19 protein-coding genes are annotated in these 26513 nt (G+C 71.0%); 11 read left to right on the top strand and 8 right to left on the bottom strand.

What is annotated here, in order from left to right; translation table 11 throughout:
* Positions 1-231: 231 nt before the first annotated feature.
* Entirely contained in the window at positions 232-1191 is a 960-nt protein-coding gene (locus tag ACFYZA_RS16335) for a restriction endonuclease (RefSeq protein ID WP_388490979.1), read from the bottom strand.
* A gap of 1216 nt (positions 1192-2407) precedes the next feature.
* On the opposite strand from ACFYZA_RS16335, the gene ACFYZA_RS16330 reads away from it, so the two are divergent.
* The gene (locus ACFYZA_RS16330) at positions 2408-3811 is read left to right on the top strand and encodes a hypothetical protein (protein WP_388490977.1); all 1404 of its coding nucleotides are present in this window, start codon (positions 2408-2410) and stop codon (positions 3809-3811) included.
* 83 nt (positions 3812-3894) lie between these two features.
* On the opposite strand, the gene ACFYZA_RS16325 is transcribed toward ACFYZA_RS16330, so the two are convergent.
* The 6 genes from ACFYZA_RS16325 to ACFYZA_RS16300 all read right to left on the bottom strand — a co-directional run bounded on the left by ACFYZA_RS16325 (position 3895) and on the right by ACFYZA_RS16300 (position 9869).
* Positions 3895-4872, bottom strand: coding sequence for a carbohydrate kinase (locus ACFYZA_RS16325; RefSeq protein WP_388490974.1), 978 nt, complete (start codon positions 4870-4872; stop codon positions 3895-3897).
* The gene (locus ACFYZA_RS16320; protein ID WP_388490973.1) at positions 4869-5858 is read right to left on the bottom strand and encodes a zinc-dependent alcohol dehydrogenase family protein; all 990 of its coding nucleotides are present in this window, start codon (positions 5856-5858) and stop codon (positions 4869-4871) included. Before ACFYZA_RS16320 ends, ACFYZA_RS16325 begins: the two co-directional genes overlap by 4 nt.
* Positions 5855-6706, bottom strand: a complete 852-nt coding sequence (locus ACFYZA_RS16315; protein WP_388490971.1) for a carbohydrate ABC transporter permease — start codon at positions 6704-6706, stop codon at positions 5855-5857. The genes ACFYZA_RS16320 and ACFYZA_RS16315 overlap by 4 nt, the downstream gene beginning before the upstream one ends.
* Positions 6703-7638 carry a carbohydrate ABC transporter permease gene (locus ACFYZA_RS16310; protein ID WP_388491026.1) on the bottom strand — a complete coding sequence of 312 codons (936 nt, stop codon included), beginning with the start codon at positions 7636-7638 and terminating at the stop codon, positions 6703-6705. The genes ACFYZA_RS16315 and ACFYZA_RS16310 overlap by 4 nt, the downstream gene beginning before the upstream one ends.
* A gap of 25 nt (positions 7639-7663) precedes the next feature.
* The gene (locus tag ACFYZA_RS16305) at positions 7664-9025 is read right to left on the bottom strand and encodes an ABC transporter substrate-binding protein (RefSeq protein WP_388490968.1); all 1362 of its coding nucleotides are present in this window, start codon (positions 9023-9025) and stop codon (positions 7664-7666) included.
* A gap of 82 nt (positions 9026-9107) precedes the next feature.
* On the bottom strand, positions 9108-9869 hold the full coding sequence (locus ACFYZA_RS16300; RefSeq protein WP_382585605.1) for a DeoR/GlpR family DNA-binding transcription regulator: 762 nt from the start codon (positions 9867-9869) through the stop codon (positions 9108-9110).
* A gap of 566 nt (positions 9870-10435) precedes the next feature.
* On the opposite strand from ACFYZA_RS16300, the gene ACFYZA_RS16295 reads away from it, so the two are divergent.
* The gene (locus ACFYZA_RS16295) at positions 10436-10984 is read left to right on the top strand and encodes a sigma-70 family RNA polymerase sigma factor (RefSeq protein WP_382585602.1); all 549 of its coding nucleotides are present in this window, start codon (positions 10436-10438) and stop codon (positions 10982-10984) included.
* A gap of 180 nt (positions 10985-11164) precedes the next feature.
* Complete coding sequence (locus tag ACFYZA_RS16290; protein ID WP_388490966.1) at positions 11165-12958, top strand: DUF4157 domain-containing protein; 1794 nt, start codon at positions 11165-11167, stop codon at positions 12956-12958.
* Positions 12959-13245: 287 nt separating this feature from the next.
* Here ACFYZA_RS16290 and ACFYZA_RS16285 read toward each other — a convergent pair whose 3' ends face one another.
* Complete coding sequence (locus tag ACFYZA_RS16285) at positions 13246-14556, bottom strand: hydrolytic protein (protein ID WP_388491023.1); 1311 nt, start codon at positions 14554-14556, stop codon at positions 13246-13248.
* A gap of 272 nt (positions 14557-14828) precedes the next feature.
* On the opposite strand from ACFYZA_RS16285, the gene ACFYZA_RS16280 reads away from it, so the two are divergent.
* The 8 genes from ACFYZA_RS16280 to ACFYZA_RS16245 all read left to right on the top strand — a co-directional run bounded on the left by ACFYZA_RS16280 (position 14829) and on the right by ACFYZA_RS16245 (position 24674).
* Positions 14829-15551 carry a response regulator transcription factor gene (locus ACFYZA_RS16280; protein ID WP_382585593.1) on the top strand — a complete coding sequence of 241 codons (723 nt, stop codon included), beginning with the start codon at positions 14829-14831 and terminating at the stop codon, positions 15549-15551.
* A 139-nt stretch (positions 15552-15690) separates the two neighbouring features.
* A complete protein-coding gene (locus ACFYZA_RS16275; protein ID WP_388490964.1) occupies positions 15691-18852 on the top strand; it encodes a hypothetical protein in 3162 nt (1053 codons plus the stop codon).
* Positions 18849-19553, top strand: a complete 705-nt coding sequence (locus tag ACFYZA_RS16270; RefSeq protein WP_382585587.1) for a DUF4255 domain-containing protein — start codon at positions 18849-18851, stop codon at positions 19551-19553. The genes ACFYZA_RS16275 and ACFYZA_RS16270 overlap by 4 nt, the downstream gene beginning before the upstream one ends.
* Positions 19550-21688, top strand: a complete 2139-nt coding sequence (locus ACFYZA_RS16265) for an AAA family ATPase (protein WP_388490962.1) — start codon at positions 19550-19552, stop codon at positions 21686-21688. The genes ACFYZA_RS16270 and ACFYZA_RS16265 overlap by 4 nt, the downstream gene beginning before the upstream one ends.
* 280 nt (positions 21689-21968) lie before the next feature.
* Positions 21969-23531: a phage tail sheath family protein gene (locus tag ACFYZA_RS16260; protein WP_388490960.1), complete on the top strand. Its 1563-nt coding sequence runs from the start codon at positions 21969-21971 to the stop codon at positions 23529-23531.
* 62 nt (positions 23532-23593) lie between these two features.
* Positions 23594-24034 carry a phage tail protein gene (locus tag ACFYZA_RS16255; protein ID WP_382585578.1) on the top strand — a complete coding sequence of 147 codons (441 nt, stop codon included), beginning with the start codon at positions 23594-23596 and terminating at the stop codon, positions 24032-24034.
* Positions 24031-24519 carry a hypothetical protein gene (locus ACFYZA_RS16250; protein ID WP_382585575.1) on the top strand — a complete coding sequence of 163 codons (489 nt, stop codon included), beginning with the start codon at positions 24031-24033 and terminating at the stop codon, positions 24517-24519. The genes ACFYZA_RS16255 and ACFYZA_RS16250 overlap by 4 nt, the downstream gene beginning before the upstream one ends.
* The gene (locus ACFYZA_RS16245; RefSeq protein WP_388490958.1) at positions 24516-24674 is read left to right on the top strand and encodes a DUF6760 family protein; all 159 of its coding nucleotides are present in this window, start codon (positions 24516-24518) and stop codon (positions 24672-24674) included. The genes ACFYZA_RS16250 and ACFYZA_RS16245 overlap by 4 nt, the downstream gene beginning before the upstream one ends.
* Positions 24675-26513: the final 1839 nt, after the last annotated feature.

Here is a 26513-nt window from a genome sequence, read left to right as displayed (position 1 = left end):
CCGGAGGTGGTTGTAGGGATCGCTCTTGAGGAGTCCGGACTTGCCGGTGATGGTTTCGTGGGCTCGTCGACTCTGTTCATATAGCGAGGAGGAGTCACATAGCGAGGAGGAGCGGCACGGCGAGCATCTTACGGGTGCCTTCTGCCGTGTCGTGCCAACGCCCGAAGGGCCGCCGGGCGCGCGAGCGTGCCGAGCCCGAATCCTGAGGTGACCCGCCAAAGAGAGTGCCCGTCAGGGCAGTTCGAGGGGCTTCCCATGAGTCGCCCATGTGCGCAACGCCCCGTTGTCCACGAGCGTGATGCCGTACCTGGCAGCTGCCGCCTCCGCCTCCTTGGTGAAGCGTGCGTTGGTCACCATAAGTGGATGAGTGGCTTGGTGGTCCGGTCGGGCTGTTCCGTTGAACGTCTGCACGTCGGGCGAACCGATCTTGGCGGACGGCGTTCTGCGCAGTTTGCACTGCACCACGATCCGCTCGCCGTTCTCTCCGGTGGCGATGACGTCCGCTCCCCTGTCACCGGCGCCTCCGTGTGCGCGTTGCACCTCGTATCCGTCGCGTTCCAGGAGGGAGGAGATGAGCAGCTCGAATTCCCGGTCCGTCAGAGCGCGTATCTCGGCGAGGGAGATGCTGTCCTCGCTGCGGAGGAACTCCTGGCGCCGCTGTTCCTCCACGGCCAGCTGCCGCAACTCCTCCTGGTAGCCCTCCATGAGGCGGGCGTAGCGTGCCCGTGCCCGCTTCAACTCCTCGAGCAGCTCTCCCAGGGGGGCGGCCTTGGCGGAGGGGAACTGCGTGCGGCGCTCCCTCATCAGCCGGCCGAGGTCCGTGATGACCTCTTGACGGACCTGTTCGCAGTACTCGACGGCCTTCTCCGTCTGGGACACCAGCCCCTGCAGGTCGCCCTCCAGGATCGTCTCTGCCGCGCAGCGTCCGTACCGCACGGTGCCCTCCGGAACCGCCACGTCCTTCAGGACACGAATGGTGTCTCGACAGCGAGCAAGCTCCGCACGCGCTTCCTCCCCCAGCCCGCGCCAGTCGGCCAGGACCTCATCCGCGAGGCGTCCCTCCGTCATCCACGCGAACGCGGCCTCCAGATCCACAGATGTCGCCCGCTCAAGCGCCGACTCCAGCAACAGGGTCACCGTGCGCTCGGGCGACGGCCGGACCGAGTCCGTGGAAGGTTTCAGCAAACTCATGCGAGCATCCTAGAAACACCCACTGACAACCCTTCGCGCTCCGCACGAAGCCCTTCACCACAGGGCCGACTCACGGACTGGCTCAAGTGGCAGGAACGGAAAAGACCATGATGCCTCCCCATGCCAACGGCCTTTGTCGCGCGGCTACTTTCCGGCGGCGACCTGGTTGGCATCCTTGTCTGCCTTGGTGTACGCGGCCCTTCAGCACCGCAACTGCCGCCGTCACGAAGCCCGTTGAAATGTCGTCGACTGCTGGATCCTCCGCCCACCCCCACACCGTGAACATCCCGCCAGGGCAAGACGCGGGCACGTAGCCGGGGCGACGCGCTTGCGGGGAGCAGCGCCAGGTCTGGGACCGGCGCTGCTCCCCGCGTGCGCTCCGGGAGAGCCTCACTGCCAACTGTTCAGCGGCGCTGCTGAATGGGCAGGCGGCCGCAGGAAGCCGGCCGACAGGGGCTGCGACCCGGGTGCATGAGGCGTCCGCCCTGCTACTTGGCCGGCGGCGTCACCGGCAGAGCGGGCGGGGTCACCGGGAGGTTCGGAACGGCCGGCGGAGTCACCGGCAGAGCGGGCGGGGTCACCGGCAGGTTCGGAACGGCCGGCGGAGTCACCGGCAGTGGCGGAACGGCCGGCGGGGTCACCGGCAGGCTGGGAACAGCCGGCGGGGCCACCGGGGGCGTGGGGTCCGTGCTGGCGACCGCCGGGCTGATGGAGAGGACGAGCACCGCTGCAGCGGCCAGACCGGCTACCGGAGCGGCAATACCTGTTCGGAGACGCACGACTTTCCTTTCGTGTGACACGGGTTGTGTTTTCGTGTCCCCTCAACACAAGAACGGCCCGCCAGGCACTGCAACGCGGTGGCCGCCGTCCGGGGGAACCCGGTCGGCGGCCGCACATTGAGGTCTGCGACGCGGCCGAACGCCGGATGTACACACCGGGACGGGATCGGGCCGCCGTCCCACGCGTCCTGGGCCGTGCCGTCGATCCGCCGCGCGGCCCCGTACGGGCAAGCGATCTGCCCCCGGCCAGGGACCGCGAGGCCTTGCCGTCGGTGGAGGGAGGCGGGAACGATGGGTGGCGGGCCGTGTGAGGTGCGAGAACGAGACGAGCCCGTACGCATTCCGACCGGCGCCGAGGCCCGCCAGATCGGGGCACCCGGCCCGGGCGGCGCAGATAGCCCGCCTGCCAGGGTTCACCGCCAGCGCTGAGGAGTCACATGATGTACCGGCGACGCTCGGCCGACCCCGACGAAGCGGCCCGCGCGCACGCCTCCCGGGTGAGACCACAGCCGTCCGCCGAGCAGGCGCCCGGCGAGACGGACTACATGGCGATGCAGCGCTCGGTGGGCAACGCGGCGGTGGCCCGCATGATCGCTTCGGCCCGGCCTGCGGCGTCGGCGGACGACAGGCAGGTGAGCGGGGTGTTCCACGGGGGGCCGGGGAGTCGTGCCCCGGGCATCCACCACGCCGACAGTGCGACGCCGGTCCAGCGTGTCAGCAGCTCCGGCCAGCCGGATGCCAAGCGCCTGGAGGACGTGCTGCCCCGCGAGGAGTGGTACCGCGCCTACCTCGACCCGCTGCACCACGAGGAAGCGCGCCAGAAGCACCCCGACAACCCCGGCGAGCTGTACGACCACCAGCAGTCGCCGGGGTTCCAGGGCAGCATGACCGCCACGTACGAGCGTTTCCTGAACGACCCGAAGACCATCGGCGACCGCGTTGATTTCGCCACGTACGAGGCCATGCACAACACCGTGGTGTCCCAGCTGCACGAGAAGCCGGACAAATCCGGTGCGGCCGGATACGTCACCGGCTATCCGCTGCGTGCCGACTCTCCGACGCCCTCGGTACTCAACGAGACGATCGGCGGCAAAGCGCTCATGGCCAAGGCGGACGGGCTCCTGCCCTTCGGCATCAGGCCCGACGCGCTCACCTGGTCCGGCCACTTCGAGCCGGGCGTGGACATGATGCTCAACCAGACCCTGTACAAGGACAGCGACGTCGAAGGTCTCGTCACCGAGACCCTCGACCGCTTCTACGGAAAGCTCGACGCCGCGAAGACCACCCGCGAACGGTTCAAGGCCATCGGATGGGTGGTACGGACCATCCACATCATCCACCCGTACGACGACACGAACCGGCGGCTGAACGTCCACGTGCTGCTGCCCCGGCTGCTCCTGGCGTCCGGATATCAGCCGGTGATCTTCAAGGACATGGAGGAGCTGTTCCAGGGCGGGCGGTCCCTGGAACAGATCGCCGACGCCCTGGAGTCCGGCCAGGCCGTCAACCTGCTGTCCGACCGGATCGGGGCGACCGATCCCCGGTACGAGTCCGACTGGTACCAGAGGAACCGGCCCGCGCCCAGGGAGACCAGCGGTCTCATCGAGATCCCGACCTTCGAGTCGTCGGGGTCGCCCGACATGCGGCCCCAGCAGCAGTTCGCACAGCAGGCCGCCAGGGCCGACGACTTCGACTTCTTCATCGAGGGCCTGGGCGGCCCCGGCCCGGAGGTCCACGAGTCCGGCGCCCATCGCGAGGAACTGCATGAGTATCTGACCAATTCCCTACGGCAGGCGAGGGAGGAGGCCGCGCAGGACCCCGGCCTGGAAGGGGCCAAGTGACCTGCGGCGGCGCCTCCCCGACGCGGCCTCACACCGCGTCGGCGCCGTGTACGAGCGCGCCGAACGCCTGATGCGGTGGTGTGTCAGGGCCGCAGCTCGGCGAGGTTCGGCGGGTCGGCGCCCTCGCGAGTGCAGGTGAGCGCCGCCACGCGGGCCGCCAGGCCGAGGGCGGAGGCCAGCTCGGGTGCCGGGCCCGGTCCGGCGGTGGCCCGGTGCAGCGCCTGCCGGGCGTGCTTCCCGCGAACCGGCCCGCGCCCCGCGGCGAGTAGCCCCCGCGCCATCAGCCCGCTCAACAGCCCCGCCATGAAGGCGTCTCCGGCGCCCACCGTGTCCACGACCGCCACCCGCCGGCCCGGGACGGCGACGTGCCCTCCACGCCAGTAGGCGTGCGCGCCGGCCGCGCCCAGGGTGAGGACGACCAGCGCGGGCCCGGCGGTCGCCCACTCGCGCGCGGCGTCCGCGGGGGCGCGGTCGGGGTAGAGCCAGGCGAGGTCCTCCTCGCTCGCCTTCACCACGTCGCTGAGCGAGACGAGGAGTTCGATGCGCGGGCGTTCCATCGCCGGGCCGCGCAGCAGCGCGGGCCGCAGGTTCGGGTCGTACGAGATGGTCGCCGAGCCGTGTGCCTCCCGGACGGCGGCGAGCACCAGGTCCGCGCCCGGGGCCAGGGCTGCCGCGATGGACCCCGTGTGCAGATGGCCCGGCATACCCGCGAGGGTGGGCAGGACCGCACCAGGCACCGGATCCCAGCGGATGTCGAACTCGTACGTCGCCGAGCCCGCGCCGTTGAGCCGGGCGGTCGCCGACGAGGTGGTGCCGTCCTGGACCGAACCCTCCGTCAGCCGGACCCCGCTGTCGGCGAGCCGGGCGTGCATCTCCTTGCCCAGGGGGTCGTCACCGATCCGCGTCGCGAGCCATGCGCGGCGGCCGAGCCGGCCCAGTCCCAGGGCGACGTTGGCGGGACTGCCGCCGGGCCGGGCGGCTCGGCTGCCGTCCGGGGTGACGAGGACGTCCGTGAGGGCCTCGCCGATGACGAGCGCGCCCGCGAGGGGTTCGGGCGTCACGGCGTGACCAGGATCTTCCGGCCACGGCCCGCCTGGAACTGGGCGAGTGCGGCGGCGTAGTCCGTGAGCGGGAAGCGGTGGCTGATGAAGACGTCCGGGTCGAGCACCCCGGCGGCGAACAGTTCGGCCGCTCGCTCGTAGCTGTGCAGTACGGCCATGGAGCCGGTGATGGTGATCTCCTGGTTGTAGATCCGGTACGGCTCGATGGTGGCCCGCGCCGCGTAGTCGGCCACCCCGAACTGGAGGTAGGTGCCGCCGCGTGCGACCCGGCCGAGGGCGTCCTGGATCGCGCGTTCGCTGCCGGTCGCGTCGATGACGACGTCCCAGCCGCGCGGCCGCTCGATCTCGTCGGCCGATCCCACGGCGTTGGCACATCCCAACTGCCTCGCTGTGGCGAGGCGTTCGGGGTTGATCTCGACGATGTCGACAGTGGCCGCGCCCGTCCGCTTGGCCAGTTCCATCATCATCAGGCCCATGGTTCCCGACCCGTAGATCAGGACGTGGCAGGCCAGTGGGGAGCGCAGCACGTCGTAGCCGCGTACGGCGCACGAGAGGGGTTCGATGAGCGCCGCGTCCTCGGTCCGGATGTGGTCGGGCAGACGGACGCAGTTGGCCGCGGGGGCGAGGGCGAACTCGGCAGCGGCTCCCCCCGTGGTGACGCCGATCGCCGCGTACCGCTCGCACAGGTTGTTGCGCCCGATCCGGCAGTAGTGACACTCGTTGCAGTAGAGGGAGGGGTCGACGGCGACCCGGTCGCCCGATGACAGACCGTGTACTTCGGTGCCGACGGCGACGACCTCTCCGGCGAACTCATGACCCGGGACCACGGGCAGGCTGGGGGCGAACTCGCCCTGGAGTATGTGGAGATCGGTGCCGCACAGACCGCATGCGGCGACCTGGATCACCACCTCCCGGGGCCCCGGCACCGGGTCGTCGACCGTCTCGACCGACACGACTCCCGGCGAACTGATGACAGCGGCTTTCACTTGACTGCTCCAAGGGACAGGCCCTGGACGAGCTTGTCCTGGGCGGCGAAGCCGGCGACGAGCACCGGCAGGGAGACACAGACGGCGGCCGCGCACACCTTGGCCAGGAACAGCCCCTGGCTGGTGACGAAGCCGGTGAGGAACACGGGTGCGGTACCGGCCACGACACCGGTCAGGACCCGGGCGAACAGAAGCTCGTTCCAGCTGAAGATGAAGGAGATCAGAGCCGTCGCGGCGATGCCGGGAGCGGCCACCGAGGCCACGATGCGCACCAGGACGGTGGGCAGTCCGGCGCCGTCGATGGAGGCGGCTTCCAGGATCTCGACCGGGACCTCGGCCAGGAAGGAGCGCATCATCCATACCGCGATCGGCAGGTTCATCGAGGTGTAGAGGATGACCAGGAGCCAGACGTTGTCGAGCATTCCGGCGTTCTTGGCGATCAGATAGACGGGAAGCAGGCCCGCGACGGCCGGCAGCATCTTCGTCGAGAGGAAGAAGAACAGGACGTCGGTCCATTTGCGGACCGGCTTGATGGACAGGGCGTAGGCGGCGGGTATGGCGAGTGCGAGCACGAGCAGGGTCGAGGTGGCGCTGGCGGTGAAGGAGTTGATGAGCGGCGGCCACGGGCTGACGCCGGTGCTCGCACCGAAGAACTCGCGATAGCCCTGCAAGGTGAGTGCGGCACCGATGCTGGGCGGGTTGGTCGCCGCGTCGGCCTCTCCGTGGAACGAGGTGAGCACCATCCAGGCGAACGGCAGGAAGAAGAACAGGCCGCAGAACCAGGCGAGGAATCCCCAGATGCCGCGGCGCAGGAGCCCGGTCACGGGGCGTCCGTCTTGAGCGGTCACAGCGTCTCCTCCTTGAACAGCGACGAGACGGTGCGCAGCGCGAAGGTGGCGATGACCATGGTGCAGGCGACGACGATGACGCCTTCGGCCGAGGCCTGTCCGTAGTCGTGCGCCTGGTAGAAGGTCTCGTAGACGGTGTAGGGCAGGTTGGCGGTGCCGAGGCCGCCGGAGGTCAGGGTGAAGACCGCGTCGAAGTTCTGGACGACGTAGATGCTGCCCAGGAGGGCGGCGAGTTCCAGGTAGCGGCGCAGGTGGGGAAAGGTGAGGTGGCGGAAGACCTGCCAGGTGGTGGCTCCGTCCACGCGGGCCGCCTCGACGGTGTCCGGCGGGCGGCTCTGCAGCCCGGCGAGCAGGATCAGCATCATGAACGGGGTCCACTGCCAGATCAGTGACACCTCGACGGCGATGAGCGGGACCGCCGACAGCCAGTCGGGCTGAGGAGCGCTGTGGCTGCCGAACAGCTGCCACACCCAGCTCAGTGAGCCGTTGATGAACCCGTACGAGGCGTTGTAGAGGGCGTGTTTCCACAGCAGCGCGGAGGCCACCGGGACGACGAGGAAGGGGGCGATGAGGAGCGTGCGGACGACGCCCCGGCCGGGGAACTTCCGGTCGAGGAGGAGGGCGAGCCCGAGTCCGAGGAGCAGACTCACGACTACCACGGCGGCGGTCAGGACGATCGTGGTGACCAGCGAGGAGCGCAGGTCCGGATCGGTCACCGCGGCCTTGTAGTTGGCGAGGCCACCGAAGCCGCGGTCGTCGGGGGCCAGCGCGTTCCACCGCATGAAGGAGATCACCAGGGTTCCCACGAACGGCAGTTGGGTCACCACGACCAGGAAGACGAGCGCCGGGAGCAGCGGGGCGCGGCGGGACCAGGCGCCTCGCGGCCGGCCGGCCTGTCGTCGTGACGCTCCGGACCGTGCGCCCCGCTCCACCCGGTCCACGGCCTGTACGCCCACGTCACTGCCCCCGGTGCTTGTCGGCTACCGCCGCCGCGCGGGTCTGGCCCGCCTTGAGGGCGTCGGCGACGCTGGTCTTTCCGGCGATCGCGGCGCTGACCTGCTGGGAGACCTGGGTGCCGAGGTCGGTGAACTCCGGGATGCCGACGAACTGGATGCCGGGTGCGGGCCTGGGCTGGACCCCCGGGTCGAGGGGATCAACGGAGGTGAGGGCGTTCTTCGTGGCGGCGGCGAACGCGGAGGCGGCGGCGACGTACTTCTGGTTCGCATAGGTCGAGGATCGCTTCCCGGCCGGGATCCTGGACCATCCGAGCCGCTCTCCGACCAGCCGCTCGTACTCCTTGCCGGACGCCCAGGAGATGAACTTCCAGGCGTCGTCCTGGTTCTTGCTCGCCTTCTGTACGCCCCAAGCCCAGGTGTAGAGCCATCCCGAGCTCTTGGTCCGCTCCACAGGAGCGGGCACGTAACCCACCTTGCCCGCCACGGGCGATCCGCTCGCCTCCAGGGCTCCGGCCGCCGAGGTGGCGTCGTACCACATGGCGACCTTGCCCTGGGTCATGTCGTTCAGGCACTCGGTGAATCCGGCCTGGGACGCCCCGGCCTCGCCGTGCGCACGCACCAGGTTGACGTAGAAGGTGACGGCCTTGGTGAACTCGGGGCTGTCGACCTTGGCGTTCCAGTCCTTGTCGAACCACGTGCCGCCCATGGTGTTGACGACGGTGGTGACCGGCGCCATCACCTCCCCCCAGCCCGGCTGCCCGCGCAGGCAGATGCCCTTCATCCCGGGCCGCGCCCCGTCGGCCTTCGCCGCGAGGTCGGCGACCTGCGCCCACGTCGGACGGGCCGGCATGGTCAGGTGCTTCGCCGCGAAGACGTCCTTGCGGTACATGAGGAACGAGGACTCGCCGTAGAAGGGCTCGGCGTAGATCTGGCCCGACGCGGTCAGGGACTCCTGGATGGCGGGCAGGATGTCGCCCTGGTCGAAGGAGCTGTCGGCCTTCGCCCGGCCGGTGAGCGGGGCGAGCCAGCCGTTCTTGGCGTAGATCGGTGTCTCGTAGTTGCTGATGGTGGCGATGTCGTACTGCCCGGCCTGGCTCGCGAAGTCCTGACTGATCTTGTCGCGCACGTCGTTCTCGGGCAGGACCGTGAAGTTGACGGCGATCCCGGTGGACTTGGTGAAGTGGTCGGCGGTCAGTTTCTGGAGGTCCGCCATCTGCGGGTTGTTGACCATCAGGACGTTGATGGAGCGAGTGCCGGAGCCCCCGCCCGCACCGCCCGCGCCGGCGCATGCGGCCAGCAGCGCGCCGCAGAGGGCCGCGGTCGCGGCGCGGGCGGTGTGCCTGCTTGTCCTCACGTGGATCATTCCTTCCCTCGTGTTACGGGCATGCCGAGGACAGCCCCGGGCGCCTTCTTGCTCCGGTATGCGCAGAACGCGGCGTTCCCGTTCAGACCCGGATGACCTGCGGGCCGAGCAGGGAGTAGCGGTGGGCCTCGGCGGTGGACAGACCGGTGTCGGTGACGATCGTTTCGAAGTCGGAGATCTCGGCGAATCGGCAGAAGCTGCTGGCGCCGAACTTGCCGTGGTGCCCCATGAAGACGCGTCGCCGGGAGACCTCCAGGGCCTTCGCCTTGACGTCGGCCACGGCCGGGTCGGGTGTGGTCAGGCCGAACTCGCGCGAGATGCCGTTGGAGCCGAGGTAGGCGAGGTCGATGACGAAGCCCGACAGCATCGAGCAGGCCCAGGCGCCGACGGTGGCGAGGGTGCGGGCGCGGACCCGGCCGCCGAGCAGCAACACGGTGGTGTGCGCCGACTCGGTGACGGCGGCCGCCGTGGACAGCGAGGCGGTGATCACGGTCAAGGGGCGGTCGGTGGGCAGGAGGGAGGCGAGGATCTGGGGTGTGTAACCCTCGTCGACGAACACGGTTTCCGCGCCGGCGAGCAACTTCACCGCCTCGGCCGCGATGCGGCGCTTGTCCTCGACGTGCAGGGTCACCCGCTGGGCGAGGTTGGTCTCGAAACCCGCGCTCTCCACCGGATAGGCGCCGCCGTGCGTACGCCGCACGAGGCCCCGGCGCTCCAGCTCGCTCAGGTCCCGCCGGATGGTCTCCGGCGCCACCCCGAAGTCGGCCGCCACCACCGCGACCTCCACCCGGCCCGTCTGGCGCGCCAGGGTCAGCAGTCTGTGGTGCCGCTCCGGTGAACGCATCCCAACTACCTTCCCGTCACGGTCCGTTCGGGCATCCGAGGCCCGAGTGGACCCGCCAAGATTTATACCGCCGCGGCGTTCGAGGGGACCGGCCCGTTCCAGGCCCCGGCTCGCCCGGATCTGCCCGTTTACCGGGCGGTCCAATCGCAGGCCACGCCACCCGAGTGGACGACGAGAGGCCGCCGGGGTGCCCGTCGGCGGCGAATCGGATGCCGAATCGGGCGGTTCGGGGGTGGCTGGAGGGGCCGGATGCGGGTTCGGCCCGTCCGCCGACGCGGGTGCCCCGCTCCGGCCCCGTTCGGGCAGTGGCGGGAGGGCAACCGGGCGCGAAATGGGCCTGTGCGACGGCGGTTCGGGCACCGGAAGCGGGCTACGGCCACCAGCAGGGCACGTCGGAAGACCCTCGGTCACCAGGGAAACGGTCAGATTCGGTCGGGACGCGCGGCAGAACGGGCCCGTCCGGTCTGCCCGTTTGGGCTTACAACTTCTACCATCGCTCCGTGTGACAGGTGGGCCTGTCGTTTCCGAGCGATGTCCGATTGCTGGACTGCCCGGAGGCCACGATCATGCCCGAGTTAGCGATCCGCCCCGACGCCCGATACATCGAGCCCGACGAGGAGTTCTTGCGAGCCCTCTACGAACAGCACGGGTCCGCACTGCTCCACTTCGCCACCCGGCTCCTCGACGGAGACTGGCACCGGGCCGAGGACGTCCTCCAGGAAGCGGCGATCCGCGCCTGGCAGCACGCCGCCGAACTCGACCCCACGACCGCGGCACTGCGCCCGTGGCTCTTCCACGTCGTGCGCAATCTGGTCATCGACGGGCACCGGGGGCGGCGGGCGCGCCCGCCGGAGGATCAAGAGCCCGACATCACGCATCTATCGGTCGCCGACGGGATCGACCACGCGCTCACGACGCACGTCGTGGTGGACGCGATGCGCGACCTCGCGCCGTTCCAGCGCGAGGTCCTGCTGCACGTGTACTACCTCGGCCGCAGTGTCAGCCAGACGGCGCACGCCCTGGGCGTGCCGCCCGGGACGGTCAAGTCCCGCACCCACTACGCGATGCGCGCCCTGCGGGACGGTCTCAACAGCCGTGGCCTGGAAGCTGTCTGACGTTCCGTCACAGATCTGGAGCGTGGCACTCGCCCGGCGCGCAGCACGGTCCGCGCAGGAAGACGGGCTGCCCGCCGGGGCACCCCGGACTACCCCCTACGGCTCTGGCCCTGCCTCGCGCGCCCCGGCACCATGAGGAGTTCGGTTCACCGTCGACGGGATCACGCAGGGAGGCGCCCCGTGCGCGTCGTACAACAGAGACACGGTCCGGCCGTCAAGGCACCACGGCGGGAGCCCTGCGCCGAGCAGGCGGACTGCGCGGCGCAGCGCCCTCCCGCCGGGCGGTTCCTGTCCCCGGCCGCCCTGTCCGACCTCCAGCGATCCGCCGGGAACACCGCCGCGGTGCGGGCGGTGCAGCGACGAGCCCGGCCCCCGCAGGACATCGACGCGGCGGCTGACGAGCCCGTGCGGCCCTCCGCCGTCCCCAAGGTCCTCGGGTCGTCGGGCAAGCCGCTCGACGGGGGCGTACGCACCGAGATGGAGACCCGCCTCGGCGCGGACTTCTCCGACGTACGGGTGCACACCGGTGCCGACGCCCAGCGCTCGGCGCTGGAGCTGGGAGCGCGCGCGTACACCTCGGGCAACCATGTGGTGATCGGCGACGGAGGCGGCGACCGGCACACCCTCGCCCACGAGTTGACGCATGTGATCCAGCAGCGGCAGGGGCCGGTCGAGGGCACCGAGCACGGCGACGGACTGCGGGTGAGCGACCCCTCGGACCGCTTCGAGCGGGCCGCCGAGGACAACGCCCGCCGCGTCCTGGCCCGGCCCCTCCCCGAGGCTGTGGACGCCACTGCCGAGGCGCCCGAACCAAGCGCGCACCAGGGCACGTCTGCGCAGCGAGCGTTCGCGACCGCCGTTCAGCGCTTCGTCGTCGTGCACCCCGGAGACGCCAACTACCCGAACATGGGCACGGTCGACGCCGAGGGCCAAGCCGGCCCCGCCGCACCGGACTTCTTTCCCAGCCAGGAGGAACGGACCCGGACCGTCCAGGACCCGCACACCGGGCCACGGCAGGCCGACAGTTTCGTGGCGGCCGACGGCAGCCTCAACGTCGTGTACAACGGGCAGGTGCCGCTGCGGCTGGCCGAGAAGATGGACCTCGCGGTGGAGCACATCACCGACGGCCGTCAGGCCAAGACCTTCTTCGCCACATCCGATCGCATCGACCAGGCCAACGGCCAACTGCGCGGCAAGGTGCGGCTCGGCCAGGGCGAGGGCTTTCTGACGCTCCGGCGGACCAAGCGGTTCCTCAACATCAAGATCATGGACCAGAACCTGACGCTGTGGCAGGTCGAGCCCGTGGTGCAGAACCCCGGCCGGGGCCAGGCCCCACAGCGCGGTCTGGCCGTACGGCTCTCGCAGCGCTGCAACGAGATCGCCACCGAGGTCACCGCGCGGCCCGCACCGCAGTTCACCGGTGAGGACCTCTACTTCGAGGCCATCTTCAAGGTGATCGGCGAGTTGGCCGGCTCCACCGCCGTCAACGACCTCCGCACCCGGTACGGGGCCGCCAGGACCGCTGCCATCAGCGACCAGAGCAAGCTACCCGGCCTGGCGGGCGTCATCAGCGAGATGATCCAGCAGGTCATGGCGTTCCGCGACGACCCGACCCAACTGCCTCAACTCCAGGCCGCGTACGCGAAGTTCAAGGTCAACGAGTTCACGGCGAAGGCGGGCGTCGGCGACCTCTTCATGATCAAGGCGCTGCGCGCCGACTCCACCTCCGGCGGGATCGACTTCCACTTCGGCTCCGTCGTGGCCAAGAGCGGACGCGATCACATCACGATGGAGAACTACGCGCGGCACGAGGAGGAGGGCACCCTGAGCTCGGGCGACCCCCAGTGGTACTTCGACATGTACGGTCCCGTGGAGAAGATGCAGACCTTCCACGAGCAGTGGGGCTGGGCGAACCGCTTCACGGCCCAGAGCGCGGACAACCGCCTCGTCCTGACCATCCTGATGCAGGGCTGACGGCGAGAACCACAGCGAGGCCCGGTGCGACATGCACCGGGCCTCGCTCCGTGGGCCGCACACCCGCCCCGGCAGGCACGCCATCACGATTCGGCCATTGCCCCAGAGCGCCGATCCGGCACGGGCGCCGGCGGCAGCCACTTCATCCGGCCGTCTTCCTGCGTCATCGGATACCGGCCGGAGGCAGTGGCGCCCTCGGGCCGTGCGCCACCTTTCGGACGTACCCGGAAGGCGGCCTTTCTCTCGCGCCACGGACGGATCACGATGCTGCCCCGGAGATTTCCGCCTCATCGTTCGACATCGCTCAGCACCCCACTCACGTTCAGCACCTCATCGCACCCCGACGCCTGTTTCCCGGTGGCCGGTGTGCCGGGCTTGGCGCACGTCACGTTCGCCGTCACCGTGGCGTTCTCGGGGATTTCGATAGGAGTCACCCAGTGGTAGTCCTGGTTGCGGAAGGTCTCAAGAGCGATCGTGGTGATCTTTCGCTCGCCGAAGGTGATGGTCAAAACCCCTTCGTCGCCCTGGAAGTTGGCCACCACGATGTCGGTGATCCCGAAGACCTTTCCGGCCGGGACCTTGTAGACCCCGGTCTTCTTGGCGCCGCCGTCCGTCTGGACGTCGATGGTGGCCGAGCTCTGCTGCCCCCCGCCGACCGCGCCGGGCGCAGGGCTCGATCCGCCGCCGCCCGACCCCGCCCCACCGCCGCCGTCGGCGGGCTTGCTCTGGCCCCCGCCACCGGCGCCGGGCGTGCCGCCCTGCTGAGTGGCGCTCGGGCTGGGGCTCGGTTTGCTCACGGCGTCGTTGGCGGCCTGCTTGGCGGTGCTCTGCACAGCGGGCCGCACCAGCGCGAACCACGCGATCAGCAGCGCCACGAGAGCGGCCAGCACGGCGAGCAGCCACTTGGGGAAGACCGAGAGCTGGACGAACTCCCCTTCCAGCGGCGGCTGTTGAGCGACCGTCGCGTACTCGCCGGGCGCCCGGTCCCGCCCATCGCTCCGCTCGCCGGCGGCGGTCTCGTCGGCGTGGGCCACATCGATCTGGAAGGGCCAGGTGACCGGCTTGCCGAACCAGATCAGCTTCCTGGTCCGCACGCGCAGCCGTACCTCGGTGGACTCCCCCGGCTCCAGGCGGGGCCGGCTCGGCGTGAAGCCGAACCGGAGCTCCTCACCCGCCTGTTGGCCCGCGAAGGCGATCTCCCCGGCGGTGTTGCCCTGGTTGCGCACGGCAACCCGGTAGCGGGCGCCGAGCCAGCCTCGCCTGCGCCGCGGCTGGAGTTCGCGCCGCAGCTCCCGGAACGCCTCGACGTGCACGGTCGTCTCCGGGACCCGGACCAGTTCCGGGTGTTCCACGGGCAGTACGCGCACGCCGAGCGGGATGTCCCCGGCCCGGACTTCGGGCGCGCGGGGCGGCGCGAGGCGGATCGTCACCGTTTCGGACGTGCCCGGGTACAGCGAGACCCGGGCCGGTTCGACGGTGCTCCACGCGGCGCAGTCGCCCACGGTCTCCAGCGTGTAGGCCTCGACGATGTCCCCGTCGTTGCGGACGGTCAGGGTCGTGGTCGCCTCACCGCCGGGCGTCACCGTCACCGGCGGAATTTCGATTTCGGCAGATGCAGCAGATGCGGTCACGCGGTGAACCTAAATGCGGTGGCGTCCGTTGTACGAGAGGCGGGAGGGCAATGGCCGGGCAGTCACAGCGCCCGTGGCGCACCCCCGCACTGCCCCCACTGTCCGTACCGCGCACGCACACGGCACGGCAGTCACGAATCGCACGGCGCACTTCACCACGACAGTCCCCTTGCCGGCCACGGCGAAGAGAGCGGCCCCCCACAGGTCTGGAATGAATCTCTAGAAACGAGTACGCATCGATGGCATTACACGAAGAGCAGAGCACGGTCACCATCCCGGCGCAGCTCCACAAGTCGCTCGAGCTGCGGGCGACGGTGCCCTCAGCCCCCCACACCAAATCCCACCGTGTCTCCGTGTCGGTCTACGCGGAGGACCTGATCCTGTACACCGGTGTCGTCCAGCAGCTGCGGCAGCGGCCCGAGGTGGAGCTCCTCGCGGAGGCCGAGGCCGACCGCGCGCAGGCTTCACTCGTCGTGGTGGACACCGTGGACGACGACGCGGTCAAACTGCTGAACCGGCTGCGTCACAACACCGCCACACGGACCGGGCTCGTCGTCAGCTCCTTCGGCCTCAAGGCGCTGCAGACCGTCGTGGAGTCCGGGGTCGCGGCCATACTCCGGCGGGCCGAGGCCGACCAGGGCCGCCTCGTACAGCTGGTCACGGCCCTCGCGAACAGGGAGGGCATGCTCCCCGGCGACCTGCTCGGCAAGCTCCTCGACCACCTCGGCGGTGTGCAGGGTTCCGTCCTGGACCCACGCGGGTTCAGCCAGTCCACTCTCACGGCCCGAGAGGCGGACATGCTCAGGCTCGTCGCCGAGGGCTTCGACACCGCCGAGATCGCGCAGAAGACGGCGTACTCGGAGCGCACGGTGAAGAACGTCCTCCACGAGGTCACCACCCGACTGCAGTTGCGCAATCGCGCCCACGCGGTCGGATACGCGATGCGGCACGGGCTGATCTAGCCCCCTGCCGGGCGGGGCCGTCCCTCCTGCCCTAAAGCGCAAGAGCTCTTCCCCCGGGACAGGCCCCTGCGGCCTGGCCCGGGGCCCCGCAGGCGGTGAGGGTGGTGCGCGAGACCGCTCCCAGACTGCGAGGTGGACCGTGACCGGCACCGCTGACCCCACCGGGCGACCCCGGCTGCGCAGAATCGGTGCCGCGCTGCTGCTGCTCACGCCCTTGCTCCTTGTCGGCGCCGTGTCCGGGCAGGGTCTGGGCGGCCGGGCCGAGGCCGACGCGGCGGATCCCACGGCGCCGAGCGCCGGACGGATCGCGTACGCCGGTACGGAGCACCGCAGCCTCGGAGAGGTCAGTACGACGACGTCCAGCGCGCCGCTCTTCGGCGCGGGGCCCGCCCACTTCGACCAACAGCCCTCCGCACGGGGCGACTTGACGGTCTTCACCAGCTTGCGCGACGACGTGAGGCCGCAGCTCTACCTGCGCGATGCGACCGGGGCCGTGCGCAAGCTGACGACCGGACGGGACGCCGCGCATCCACGCCTGACGCCGGACGGGACGTCGGTGGTGTTCGACTCGGCGGAACCCGGCGGTCCCGCCGGAGGGACCCAGCGGGACCTGTGGCTGGTGCGCACCGATGGTTCGGGGCTGCGCAGGCTCACCGACTCCCCCGCCGACGAGGTCTCACCCACCGTCTCGCCCGACGGCACCCGCATCGCGTACGCGAGCGACGCCGACCCCCTGCGCGGCTCGCAGGTCTACACGAGGGCACTGGACGGCGGCGCCGCGGCCCTCCTGAGCGGCAGCGAGGCAGGACAGGCCACCGAGCCCGTGTGGAACCCGGTGGACGACCCCGCCCACCGCGACCTCGTCGCCTATACGTTCACCGCGAGCGGACAGGGGAATCCGAGCCTGCGCGTCACCGACGGCAAGGGCACCGACGGCCCGCTCCTCGCGGGCGATGCCGCCAACTGGCGTACGAAGAGCGCCAGTTGGCTTCCCGACGGTGAGGGTCTGCTCTTCCTCAGCCCCGACCGCACCTGTGGCTGTGAGGGCGACTGGGACCATGTCTACCGGACCCGGGCACATACGCCGGACGCGCCGACGCTGGTCCTCAGCGAGAACCGCGCGGTCGACTCCCCGACCTGGCTCGGCCCCCTGGACGGCGGCAAGGTGATCGTCGCGCGCACCTCCGCGCCCGCCGTGCACGTCGCGACCCTCCAGGACGTCCGCCAGGACGGTTCGGACCCGCGGGACCTCGGCCTGACCATCCTCAAGGAGGACCCGGCGGCCGACACGAACACCGACCCGTCCCTCGATCCACTCTTCAACCCCGCCGCCGGATACGACCCTTGGGACGAGCGGCAGAACTACACACCGGACGGGCGGCGCATCGTCCTGACGCGTTTCGAGGACTCGCCGGACGGCCGGATCGAGCGGATCTGGCTCGCCGACGCCGACGGATCGCACGCAGCGCCGGTACCGCTCGCCGGGCGCGGCCCGAAGGACTGGGACACCGACCCCACGTTCTCGCCGGACGGCAAGTTCCTCGCGTTCACCCGGACGTCCCCCGGCGGAACCGGTGGCACCTCGGGGCCCGGCCGCATCCTGATCGCCGACGCGGCGACCGGGGCGATCGTCCACGAACTCACGCCCCCCGCAGGGCAGTCGGCGGGCGGTGACGCACAGCCCACCTGGTCCACCGACGGCGCCACCATCGCGTTCACCCGCAACGCGGTGATCAACGGGGGCGGCGGCAACAAACACATCTGGACCGTGCCGGTGAACGCTCTGGACCATCAGAGGGACTTCAGTGCCACGATCTGCCCCGGCGCCTGTGACGTGATCGACGACAGCCCGGCGTTCTCGCCGGACGGCCGCACCCTCGCCTTCAACCGCAAGGACGGCGGGGGCCGCGTCAACGAACGCGACGGCCTCGTCGTCGCGTCCGTCACCGGCGGCGACTGCAAGGTCGTGGCTCCCCCGGGGCTCGGCGGCAACCCCGACGCCTGCCGTCAGCCCTTGCCCGACACGTCCGAGGGCGGACCGTTCCAGCCGCGCGACGCGGCCTGGTGCGCCGACGGCAAGACCCTGGTGTTCAGTGCCCGCAGAGGCGTCGCCCCGAACCAGCCGGAGGCCCTCGTGGCGCTGGACCTGACCACCGGGAACGTCGGCTGGATCACGAGGACGCTCCCCGGCCGGCAGAAGGAGCCGAGCGTCCAGCAGTCCGTCGACCTGGTCGTCCGCGCGCCCGCCAAGCTGCCTCCCCTCACGGCCGGTTCGTCCACCTCGATCACCGTCACCGTCCTCAACAACGGCCCGGCCGCGTCCCCCGGCACGGTGTTCACCGCGGCGCCGCCCGCCGGGCTGCGCCTGGACGGACTGACCAGCCCGGGCGGGACGTGTCCCGCCGGATCCCTCCAGTGCGACCTGGGTGTCATCGCCCCCGGAGCGAGCGTGCCCGTCACCGTGCGCGTGACCGGCGTGAGCACCGGTGACCAGCACATCGGATGGTCCGTCAACGGAGCGGTGCTGGACCCCAGCCCGACGGACAACGCCGCCGAGACCGTCGTGCCGGTCACCCCCGTGCCGCAGCCTCCGACGAAACCTCCGACCATCCCGCCGACGACATCTCCCACCCCTCCGGCGCCGCCCCCGCCCACGGCGGGCCCCGGTGTGTCCGTCGCCGCGCAACCCAGCCCCGGCTATGTCGGCGGCCATGTCGTCGTCACGTACACGGTCCGCAACGGCCGCAACGCCCTGGCCACCGGACTGCGCCTCCGGCTCGGCCTGCCTCCGGACATCCCGCGCGGCGCCCCGCCCGCCGGCTGTGACGCCTCCCTCCTGTGCGCGCTGCCCGATCTGCCCCAGGGTGCCTCGGCTGTCGTGCGCGTCGTCCTCAACCCGCGCCGGGCCGAGCGCACCCAGGTCAGCGCCACGCTCACCACGACGGGCACCGACGCCAACCCTAACGACAACGCCGCCCGTATCCCGCTGCGCATCCTCCAGCCGCGCATCGTCGCCGTGCCTCCCCTCGGCAAGCCGGGATTCGTGACCTCGGTGCGCGGCAGGGACTTCCCTCCCGGCGCGCCGGTCTCCTTCACATGGCAGCCGGGCATCACGGCGGCGGCCGCACCGACGTTCCCGGGTCCGGACGGGACGTTCATCGGTCAGCTCCTCATCCTCACCAAGGACCAGACGGGACCCCGCGTCATCACCGCCGCCGGTCCGGGTTTCAGCCCGGTCACGACGGAGTTCCTCGTGGTGGCGGGCAGCGTGCAGCCGCCGGACGAAGTGGAGCGCCGATGATCCACGAAGTGGACGAGGGACTGAGGCTGCTGCTGGCCGAGGCGGGTCTGGAGGACGCCGGGGTGGAGCTCGTCTTCGACGCCCCGACCCGGGACTGGTCCGCGCGCCGCAACGCCCCGACGGTCAGCGTGTTCCTGTACGGGATCCGGGAGGACGCGGGGCGGCGGCGCTCCGGCACGGCCGAGGAGTACGACCCCGAAGGCCTGGTCGTCGCGTGGCGCACACCGCCGCGCTGGTTCGAGCTCGCCTACCTGGTCACGGCGTGGACCAACCGGCCGCAGGACGAACACCGGCTGCTCTCTCAGGTGTTGCGGTGCCTGATCGCCCAGGAGATGCTGCCCAAGCGGGTGCTCACCGGTTCCCTCGCCGAACTCGACCTCGCTGTGCCGCTGTTCACGGCGGGTGGCCCGGACGGCCCGTCCGCCCATGACGTCTGGTCGGCGCTCGGCGGTGAGCTCAAGGCGTCGATCAGCCTGACCGCCATCGCGCCGCTGGCCGGTGAGAACACACCGGCGGGACCACCGGTCACCGAGGGCCTGATCGTGCGGTCCGTCGCCTCGTCCACGGGGACCGACGACGACGTACCGAGGCGCCAGTTGCGCTACCAGGACATCCGCGATCCCGGGCCCGACGGGTTCTCCTCGCCCCGCGAGCGCCGGCCCACGCCCGCGCGCCGGCGGCGCGGAGGGCGTCAGGAATGAGCCAGGCCGTTCATGTGCTGTCCGGCACGGGGTCCGGCGAAGCCGACGACCACCTCTGGGTGCGGCTGCGGCACATCGAGCAGCGCGTGCGCGAGGCGGTCGCCGCGCGCCGCGCCGTCGACCCCGACCCGGACGACCCGTACCTCGGGCAGTACCTCACGCCCGAGGCGGTGCAACGGATCCTCGACGAGCCCGCCGCACCGAGCTCTGTCACAGCTGACCGTGTCGCACCCCCGCCCGGTTCGGTCCTGCACGAACTGACCACCGCGTTCGGCCTGTCACCGCTCGATGTCGATCTGCTGCTCGTCGCCGTGGCACCCGATCTCGACTCGCGCTTCGAACGGCTCTACGGCTACCTCAACGACGATCTCAGCCGCCGCAGGCCCACCGTGGGCCTGGCCCTCGAACTGTGCGGCCTGCCGGCCGCCGGCGCCGGGCGCTTCCGTCTCACGCCGTCCGCGCCGCTGGTCGCGGGCGGTCTCGTCGAGATCACCGAGCCCCAACGACCGCAACTCTCAAGAGTGTTGAGGGTGCCGGACCGGGTGACGGCGCATCTGCTCGGGGACCAGGAGCCGGACGCCCGGCTGCTCGGTGTGCTGAGCGCGCGGCGCGGCCGAGCGGCGTACCTCGCCGGGCCGGACGACGACCGTCACCGCGTGGCGGCTGCCGCCCGCACCGGCTGTGGTCTGGTTCACCTGCAGGACCGGGGCGGCGACGCCGGACGTCTCGCCGTCGCCTCGCTCGTGACCATGGGGCGCCGTCCGCTGGTAGTCGATGTCCCCGCCTTCGTCGTGGAGAGCGCCAAGGCGGCCACGGCCCACGTGCCGGCCGCCGGCCCGGCCCACGTGCTCGCCACCGAAGCCAGGCTGAGCGGCGGTGGCATCGTGCTCGGACCACTCGAAGCCCTGGAACCGGAGGCTCCCGAACGGGCGCTGCTGCTAAGGGAGTTGTGTGCCGCGGCCGACGGTGTCCCCCTCATCACGTACGGCAGGAAGGGCTGGGATCCGTTGTGGTCGGCGGAGAGCCCCGTACGCATCACCGTGGGTCCGTCCTCGTCGGAGCAGGCCGCCCGGCAGTGGCGGCAGGAACTGAGCAGCGCTGCGGAGGCCGTCGGAGTCGCGCACCCCCCGGCGTTCGACGACCTCGTCGGGGCGCTCGCCGCCCACCGCCTGGACTCCGGCCAGATGCACCGGGCCGCCACCGTCGCCACCCGGGTCGCCGTCCTCGCCGGGCGTCCCGTGACGGCAGCGGACCTGCGCGACGCCGTCCGGGCGCAGAACGGCGCCGGTCTTGAGCGCCTGACCCGCCGGATCGAGCCCGCGGTGGGCTGGGACGACCTCGTACTCCCCGCTGCCACGCGCCGCCAGCTCGCGGAACTCGCACTGCGCGCCCGGCACCGGGATCAGGTGCTCGGAAAGTGGCGGATGCGGCCGGGCGGTGGGCGGGGCCGGGGTGTCATCGCCCTGTTCGCCGGCGAGTCGGGCACGGGCAAGACCATGTCGGCCGAGGTCATCGCCGCCGACCTGGGCATGGAGCTATACGTCGTCGACCTGTCGACCATCGTGGACAAGTACATCGGTGAGACCGAGAAGAACCTGGAGCGGATCTTCGTCGAGGCGTCCGAGGCCAATGGCGTGCTGCTCTTCGACGAGGCGGACGCGATCTTCGGGAAGCGGTCGCAGGTCAAGGACGCGCATGACCGGCACGCGAACATGGGGTCGGCCTATCTGCTCCAGCGCATGGAGTCCTTCGACGGCATCGCCGTGCTCACCACCAATCTGCGCGCCAACCTCGACGAGGCGTTCACCCGGCGCCTGGACGTGGTCGCGGAGTTCCCGATGCCCGATGTGCGCCAGCGCCGCGCCCTGTGGGACCAGTGCCTCGGCACGGAGCTGCCACGGGACGAGGAACTCGACCTCGACTTCTGCGCGGAGCGCTTCGAGCTGGCCGGTGGATCGATCCGCGCCTGCACGGTGACCGCCGCCTATCTCGCGGCGGAGGCGGGCCGGCCGCTCGGCATGGCGCAGGTCGTCACCGCCGTCCTCCAGGAGTACCGCAAGCTCGGACGGCTCGTCCTGGAGAGCGAGTTCGGACCCTGGCTCGACGAGAGCCATCGCGGGCCGAACCGACTCTAGGGCTCTCGGCGCTGCCCCGCCCCGATGCGCGGCTGCACCCCGGGGACAGTCGCGGCTGCCCCGTCGGGCCGTGTGCGGCCTCAGTGCCCCGGGCTGTGGAAGGGACACCTCGGGCTACGGGAGAGACCGCGCGGCACACCGTCGGCCTGGGCCCGAGGACGTACCCGCAAAAGGCAGTGAGTCTGCCCCCTGCGCAGGACTTCGCGGCCTGTCGCACGGCGGCGCCGCATCCCAGACTCGGAAGTGACCCGAGTGACCGCCGACGTATTAGGGAGCGAGCATGCCTTCGTACCTCACCCCGGGCGTGTACGTGGAAGAGGTGCAGTCCGGTGCGAGGCCGATCGAGGGAGTCGGCACCGCGGTCGCTGCCTTCGTCGGCTTCGCGGAGACCGGGCCGTTCCATCAGCCGATCCTGGTGACCAACTGGGACCAGTACGTGCAGACGTTCGGCGGCTTCACCCCGGACACCTACCTCGCCCACTCGGTCTACGGCTACTTCGCCAACGGCGGCGGCACCGCCTACGTCGTCCGCGTCGGCGGCCCCGGCGCCGACGACACCTCGTCGAACGGCGACCGCCCGGCCGCGCAGGAGGCCGCCGAGCCCGTCGCGCTCGGGGGCTTCCTCTTCGCCGCGCTGCCCGGAAACGGCTCCGCCCTGTCCCTGGAGATCGGCGACCCCGACGGGGAGAATCCGCCCGAGGACCGCTTCAAGCTGCTGGTGCGCCAGGGCGACAAGGTCGCTGAGACCTACGACCTCTCCGTCCGCAAGAACGTCAAGGGATACGTCCTCACACAGCTGCGCGAGTCGAAGCTCATCACGGTCACCGAGCAGCGCGGCGTGGCGCAGAACCGCCCGCAGAGCCAGACCGTCGCGCTGCCCGCCGCCCCGGCCCCCGCCCCCGCCACGGCCTCCGCGTCCAACGGTGTCGCCCGCCTCGACCCCACCGAGTACGTGGGTGACGCGGCGGCCCGCACCGGGTTCTCCGGCCTGGAGGCCATCGACGAGATCACGATGGTCATCGTTCCGGATCTGATGAGCGCCCATCTGCGGGGCGACATCGACGCCGAGGGTGTCAGGACCGTCCAGCTCGCGGTGATCTCGCACTGCGAGCAGATGGGCGACCGGGTCGCCGTCCTCGACACCCCGCCCGAGCTGAACGCCCAGCAGGTACGCACCTGGCGCAACGAGGAGGCGGGGTACGACTCCCGCTACGCCGCCCTGTACTACCCCTGGATCAGCGTGTTCGACCCGGCGACCGGCCGGAACACCACGGTGCCGCCGAGCGGTCACGTCGCCGGCGTGTGGGCACGCAGCGACGCCGAGCGCGGCGTGCACAAGGCTCCCGCCAACGAGGTCATCCGTGGCGCGGTCGACCTCGACCTCCGGCTCAGCAAGGGCGAGCAGGACCTCCTCAACCCCATCGGCGTCAACTGCATCCGGGCCTTCCCGGGACGCGGCATCCGGATCTGGGGTGCACGCACCCTGTCCTCGGACCCGGCCTGGCGCTACCTGAACGTCCGCAGGCTCTTCAACTACCTGGAGGAGTCCATCCTGTTGGGCACCCAGTGGGTCGTCTTCGAGCCCAACGACGACCGGCTGTGGGCGAGCATCCGGCGCAACATCGGCGCCTTCCTCACCGAGGAGTGGCGCCGGGGCTCGCTCTTCGGCCAGAACCCGGACGAGGCGTTCTACGTCAAGTGCGACCGGAGCAACAACCCGCAGGAGTCGATCGACGTCGGACAGGTCATCTGCGAGATCGGTGTCGCCCCCGTCAAGCCCGCCGAGTTCGTGATCTTCCGTCTCTCGCAGTACTCCGACAGCACCAGCCTCGTCGACGAGTGAACAGCGGGCCTTCGGTGCCCGCACCCGGACGGTCCCACCCCTATGAAAGGTGATCCACAGCCATGGCAGATGGTGACGCTCTCACTACCCACGTCTTCGGCGTGCAACTGGGCGGATATCTGGTCGAGATGATCCAGGAGGTCAGCGGAGTCTCCGTCGAGGAAGACGTCGTCGAGATCAAGCAGAACACCAACCGGGGCGAGAGCATCATCCGCAAACAGCCCGGGGCGAGGAAGGCCGGCGAGGTCACGATCACCCGGGGACTCGACAAGAGCAGCGAGTTCACCAAGTGGATCAAGGAGACCCTGAACAAGGGCGCGATCAACTCCGCACGCCAGAACATCACCATCGAGTACAAGGACACCGAGAAGCAGACCGTTCGTCGCGTCAACCTCAAGAACGGCTGGGTGAGCAAGTGGGAGGGCCCCTCGCTGAAGTCCGGTGAGTCCACGGCGGCCACCGAGACCGTGACGATCCAGTTCGAGGAGATCGAGGTCGAATGAAGCGCCGCACCGTCTCGCCGGGCAGCCCCGAGGACTTCCTGGACATGCCGGACACCGGGCAGGGCGTGCCACAAGGACCCGCTTCGACGACGCGTTCCCCGGCGCACCGGCAGAACGTCGGCACGGAGTTCGAGTTCGAGCTGCCGCGCGGGTACGTCGACGAGGACGGCAACGTCCATCAGCACGGCTCGATGCGCCTGGCCACCGCGCGCGACGAACTCCGTCCGCAGATCGACCTGCGGGTCAAGGAGAACCCGGCGTATCTCAGTGTGGTGCTGCTGAGCCAGGTCATCACCCGGCTCGGCGACATCAACGACGTGCACGCCGGGATCGTGGAGCGGATGTACGCCACGGACGTCGCCTTCCTCCAGGACTTCTACCGACGCATCAACAGCGAGGGCCATACGCACGCCGCAGTGACCTGTCCGCTGTGCAGCGGTTCGTTCGAGGTGGACTTCTCGGGTGGGCGCCTGGGGGAATCGTGACGTACGCGCTCCCCCGCCTCCGTGAGGAACTCGCGTACGTGGCCTATCACTTCCACTGGCAGCGTGAGGACATCCTCGACCTCACCCACGCCGAACGTCAGCAGTGGGTGCGTGAGATCGCGCGGATCAACACCCGCGCGAATGAAGGGGGTTGACGGGATGGGGCTCTGGGACAGGTACCGCCGCGCCACGGACCGGCCGGTCCAGGGGGCCACCACGGACCGATCCGCGCCGGCTTCCGTCCGAGACGGTGGGCCGTCCTCGGGGTCCGACCCGGCCCCCTCGCGTCAGCCCGGCGACTGGGACGGCGGCTGGCGGCAGCTCGCCCCGCCGACGATCACGGTCGCGCGCTCGGCACGCGGCGTCAGCGACGGGCTGCGGTTCCGGTCACAGCTCACCGCGTGGCAGAACCCCTCCTTCGGCACGGACCTCGGACACGCGGTCGTGCCGGACGCCCCCGTGGGCCTCATCCACGGGGTGACCCGCCCTGCGACCGCGCGCGACACGGCGGGGGCCGACGGCGGGCCACTGCTCCTCCGCGCGGTCCGGCGGCAGTCCGGGCCCGACGCCACACCGGAGCCCGCCGAAGTCTCCGAAGCCGCGGGCCCCGGGGGCGCCGCCGCCATGCCGGTAAGCCGCTCCGGCCGAGCCGAGAGGTACCGGAGCGCCGGGAGTAGCGGGAGCAGCGTGGGCCGCGAGAATCCCGCCGCCCCTGGGGGCCCGGTGGTCCCGGGACGCGCTACCGACACGAGCCCCTCGCTGCCGTCCCGACAGATCAGCAGGGCTGTCGTACCCCCGGACGGGGGCGGGGCGACCGGAAGCGGGCACTCGCACCGAGGCGACACGTCAGGCGGGACGGACCCGCATGCCGTACGTCCGGAGCGACGTGGCCCCGACGCCCCTCTGCTCCCTCGACGGCAGCTTCGCGCGGTCGTCCCAACTGCCGTACAGAGAGCCCCAGTTCGACGTGACAGCGCAACCCCCGCGCCTCCCGTCGACGAATCCGGCGCACCCTCGCTCTCCGCCCCCGGAGGCGAGGGTGCGCCCACCCGGCCCCGGCCGGCGGGCCCCGATCTGACCGTCGCCCTGCGCCCGGCGATGCGGCTGCGCAGTGTGCCCGCATTCCCGCCCCAGACCCCCGCGTCGACGCCCCACGGAGGTAGGCCGGGCGTCACGGCACCCCTCGGCCGTAGCAAGAGCGCCGGACCTTCAAACGGCCCCGCCTCGTCGCGCGGGGCCACGGGGCAGCCGAGCGGGAAGGCATCCGCGTCAGCTGACGTCCAGCGCAGCCCGGCCCCCGCTCCCGGCACTTCGCCGTCCCCGGCCGTGCGGCCCGTACTCGGTGGCCCGGCGCCTGATCCGGGCGCGGAGGACACTCCGCCGGCCCCGTCCGAGGCCGGCGCGAACGTGGTCGCCCCCGGTGCCGGCCCCACGCCGCCGCCCCCGTCCATGCCCCTCGCACCACACCGGCTCGCCCCCTCATCCCCTACACCGGCGTTGAGTCACACACCCGATGCGCCCGTTTCCCCCACGCCGGACATCCAGCGCAGTCCGGTGACGGAAGCCGCCTCTGCCCCTGCCCCTGCTTCCGAACGGGACACACCCGCGCGCCCCCCGCTCGGCACGGCAGGGCGTGAACTGCCCAACGGCTTCGCCTCGCCCGGCCCCGCCTCGGCCATCGCCCCCGAAACCGAGCCGACGACTCCACCCACGCCCCTGCCACTCACACAACGGCACCAATCCAGTCGCCCACCCACAACACCCGCGACGGGCACCCCATCCCAGGCACTCACTCCCCCGACGCCAGAAATCCAGCGCGGCCCCGCACGGAAGGCCGCCCAGAAACCGGGCACTCCCGTACGCCCCCCGCTGGGCGAGCCACTGCACGATCTGCCCGCCAGCGCGCGGCCGTTGGTCTCCCCGCCATCAGGCCCAGCAGCCGCCCCCGCCCAGGGGACAACGCCCCCGTCTTCACCCCTGCCCCTCGCCCAGCG

The sequence above is a fragment of the Streptomyces sp. NPDC001828 genome, assembly GCF_042892175.1.
Taxonomy (GTDB): Bacteria; Actinomycetota; Actinomycetes; order Streptomycetales; family Streptomycetaceae; genus Streptomyces.
This window is presented reverse-complemented; position numbering and strand designations above follow the sequence as displayed.